This is a genomic window from Moorena sp. SIO3I6 (assembly GCF_010672095.1).
Genome location: NZ_JAAHHU010000408.1, coordinates 1 through 3,763, shown reverse-complemented (window position 1 = coordinate 3,763; position 3,763 = coordinate 1). Strand labels below are relative to the sequence as shown.

4 protein-coding genes are annotated in these 3,763 nt (G+C 43.8%); 2 read left to right on the top strand and 2 right to left on the bottom strand.

Going from position 1 to position 3,763, the window contains the following annotated elements:
* Positions 1–554, top strand: a 554-nt coding sequence (locus F6K49_RS36965) for a CPP1-like family protein (RefSeq protein WP_293104935.1), incomplete at its 5' end; no start/stop codon positions are given.
* Positions 555–1,257: 703 nt separating this feature from the next.
* Here F6K49_RS36965 and F6K49_RS36960 read toward each other — a convergent pair.
* Positions 1,258–1,956 carry an HAD family hydrolase gene (locus F6K49_RS36960; protein ID WP_293104931.1) on the bottom strand — a complete coding sequence of 233 codons (699 nt, stop codon included), beginning with the start codon at positions 1,954–1,956 and terminating at the stop codon, positions 1,258–1,260.
* An 80-nt stretch (positions 1,957–2,036) separates the two neighbouring features.
* Between F6K49_RS36960 and F6K49_RS36955 the strand changes: the two genes are divergently transcribed.
* Positions 2,037–2,405, top strand: coding sequence for a hypothetical protein (locus F6K49_RS36955; RefSeq protein WP_293104928.1), 369 nt, complete (start codon positions 2,037–2,039; stop codon positions 2,403–2,405).
* A 106-nt stretch (positions 2,406–2,511) separates the two neighbouring features.
* Here F6K49_RS36955 and F6K49_RS36950 read toward each other — a convergent pair.
* On the bottom strand, positions 2,512–3,763 hold a 1,252-nt coding region (locus F6K49_RS36950), incomplete at its 5' end, for an NYN domain-containing protein (RefSeq protein ID WP_293104925.1).

Genomic DNA, 3,763 nt, shown 5'->3' with positions numbered 1-3,763 from the left:
AAGGTCGCCTGATGCAAAAGCATCGTGGTAACCAAAAGCTTTTAGATACCGTAGAGGCGGCCTACGATGCCATTATTATGGATCGACTTAGGATGCGCCAGGAAGGAAAGATTAAAGTTCCTGATCGCATTCGTTTCCCAGAGAAGGTTTCTCAAGCTCCACCGAGTTTTCCCCAAACACCAGTTAATAACTCTCCTGAGTGGCTGAAACGGTTGTGGGATACTCCGACAAGAGAAGACATCATCTGGCCGAGTGCAGTGTTCTTAATCTTAAGCAGTGCTACTGTCCTTTACACCTCATCGGCAAACTCGATTTTGCCGTTGGTGATGGCTATAGGCTTCGGATTCACGATCTATTTCCTAAATCGGAAAGAACAACAATTTGGTCGTGCGGTGTTGCTAACCCTGGCAGGTCTGTTTTTAGGTGTGGGATTGGGTAGTTTGCTGGGGAATTCTCTGGGAAGCCAATTCACCAACCTAGACTTGACAACAGAAAAACTGGCTACATTGGTGACATTTGTATTGCTATGGCTGATTAGTTGTTTCTTACGTTGAAAATAGGCATGGGGGATTGGGGATCAGGACGTGCCTCCAAAAGCACGTTCCTTGTCTAGCTAGGGTGCTTTTCCCCTTGATGTGATATCTGCCAAACTTCTCTACCCTTGCTTGGGTTTGCCTGGTGGAAACCACGCCAGTCGCTCATGGGGAGCGACTGCATCATGGCCATAAAAAGCAATTTTTATGAAAATTGCTTTTTTAAATAACCACAAACCTTGTAAGCCAAGACTTTAGCGCGATTATTTTATAAAAATTTTTCATAGCCACAGGCTAGAGAGCCAATTTTTTTAACTATGTTAAGAAACTTAAAGTTGCTCAAACCCTTTTTGTGGCGTTTCGTCAGTCTTTGAATGAATAGGAGTAGAGTGGGCATCCTGCCCGCCCCAAAAGATCAAGAACAGGCAAGATGCCTATTCCACAGGTGCGACCCAAGGGCGATTTACTCGCCCTTGGAGGCGCGCACCTACTCTTAAAATCATTCCATTATTAAGCAACGCCCTTTTTGTTCCCTAATCCGAAGTTCCCTTGTCTGCACAGCTAGTTAGTGATATAATTACCTAAATTTCGAGACAATCTAACCAGGATAGCCATAGCTTTTTTGACATAAAAAATGACTTGAACTTTAACAGTTCATTTCATCCTACCCTGACCGAGGGTCAGGCGTAGGGCGCGCTCTAGCCGGATCAGCTAAAATCGCAAATCATACGGCTTGTAGCAGTGCTGTGTCTAGAACTAAATCTACCGCTTCAGTGAGATTATTGACGATAAAATCTGGTTCGTAGAGATTGAGCTGAGTGCGATCGCGTATTCCAGATAAAACTCCAATTGCTTTAATACCGTGGGTTTTGGCAGCCACTATATCCGCTTCTGTATCGCCAATCATCCAGACATCAGACTGAGCTGGGAGTTTTTTGAGGGCTTTTGCCATTAGCAAAGGTTTATCCTTAGTGTCACCGGTCTTAACATAGTCGTTGCTCAGGCAATACCGTCGGTTAGGGGGAAAAAATTTCTCCAGGTCTAAGCGACTGAACGCTTCATCAAGCTCTCGCACCCGACGCATGGTCATGACGGCTAAATCTACACCTGCTTCTTGTAATTTTTCCAGGGCATCTATAGCTCCGGGAACCGGTTGATCATGGACTAAGTAGGGCAGAGTGTGTACAGTTTGACGGCGCAGCTGAGCAAATGCTTCAGCTTGGCTGGGATCGAGACCTGAACGAATACCAATAATTATCTCCGGAACACGCCCCCTCTTACACTGCCAAAACTCCGCCTTGGACATGGGCAGGATGGGCTGGTTAGGGCGTTGGATTTCTTTGAGACAAAACTGGTAAACCCGATAGTAACGCTCCGACACATTCATGATCGGACCGTCAAAGTCTGTAAATACTCTAATCATTATCTAACAAAATGTAATATTTATTTACATTATTATCTCATCCCGTGAGTATTTATCACTAAAATTACGAATTTGTAACATTGCCAATCTCTCAGGACTTACCCATTACTCCTGACAATGGTAGGTTTTTGAGATTTGGGTCGGGAGATGGGGAGATGGGGAAATGGGGAAATGGGGAGATGGGGAAATGGGGAGATGGTGAGAATTCTCTGTCTGTTGCACCTTATGCACTCACGAATCGGGGAAACGGGGCATCTTGCTGTGGAACGGGCATTTTGCTGTGGAACGGGCATCTTGCTGTGGAACGGGCATCTTGCTGTGGAACGGGCATCTTGCCCGTTATCAATATTTTCACCGCAGGCAGGATGCCCACCCCACTTATTCATATTGATCCGAAGATACTGATCTTGTGGGGCAGGCAGGATGCCCACCCCACTCATTCATATTGATCCAAAGATTCAGCAATGCCAGATTTTTTACCGATTCCCGATTCCCGACTCCCGATTCCCGACTCCCGATTCCCGATTCCCGATTCCCTGACAACTGCCGCGAAGTCTACTGCTCAATAACTAGTGCATTCAACCCGTCTAACCTTAAAGCAACTTGATAAGCTTTACCAACTTTCTTTAGTTTAAACGCTCCCAAGGATTGCAAAAATTTGGGGAATGTACCTTTGAAATTTAAGTCTCTCATCAACTGAGTAATGGGTCGAGAGTATTGTTTTTTAAATTCAGTAGCTATATGAGCGATCGGAACATAAGGTTCTTTATAGTTTGTCTTCAAATCCTTGAGGAGTTTAACTAGTATCTCTTCCAAATCTGATTTAGATTCAATTTTAGATAAAGGCTTAACAGTAGGTTTTAACTGAATAGTATTCAAAGAAGAGGTCTTTTTAATGAAAGAAATTGGCTTGTCAAATAGAGTTATATAAAAATTTGAAGTCCCAGGTATGTGATGAGTCACAAACTCCTTAGGGTAATCACTAAAAATATCGGTTGTTAGTTTTCCAGGCAAGCGCAGAGACACAACTTGATTGAGGGTAAGCTGATACTTAGCCTCAAATAGATAAGATAGTCTAGACAGGTTTATCCAAGCATTGGAAGTGCGTTTTTGTTCAGCTTTGAGGATGTCTTTGAGTTGATTAATAAATTCCTCAAGGGTGGGAATTTCTGGTACAGAAACCAGAGAATGGGCTTGAGTTTCACGAGTCTTGTTATTTAAAACAATGATCTTATCGTTTTGCTTACGCACCAAATAGACTGTTAGTCCATGGGTTTGTAGGGTGGTGCAAAGATGAGTCATTACCCCATCAGAGGAACAGACTAAGACTTCCTTGGCGGTTGGGTAATGGACAAAGATAGAAGACCCAACGCTAGCCATCTTGAAATCAGCGCTGTCCTTTCCTGGTGGGACGTGAATTAGCTCATAGCCACGAGTATGAAGTTCAGTGTCATACTTACCCATAGCACGCCAATTGGCAAAAGCAATCTTGATTTGAACCGGGTAGGAAGAAATTTGAGCTAGGAACTTTTCGGTTTCAGTATTGAGCCGTAAATTTTCGGCATCTAGGAGTAAGATTGCAATTCCTGTCTCTAGCTTTGGCAAAGGGGAAACCCATGTTGGGGTTTTATTATTAGTAGAGACAGCTAAGTTATGGGAATTATTCCCTGGCTTGGGTCCGATAGAGTGACGAAGTTTTTGGGTCAGTTCTCTAAAGCTGGGGGAGTTGAAATAACTAGGAATGAACAGAACTTGCAGTAATTTCCTGACTTTGATAATTCGTCGGGGCCAATCTTGCTCTTGGCTG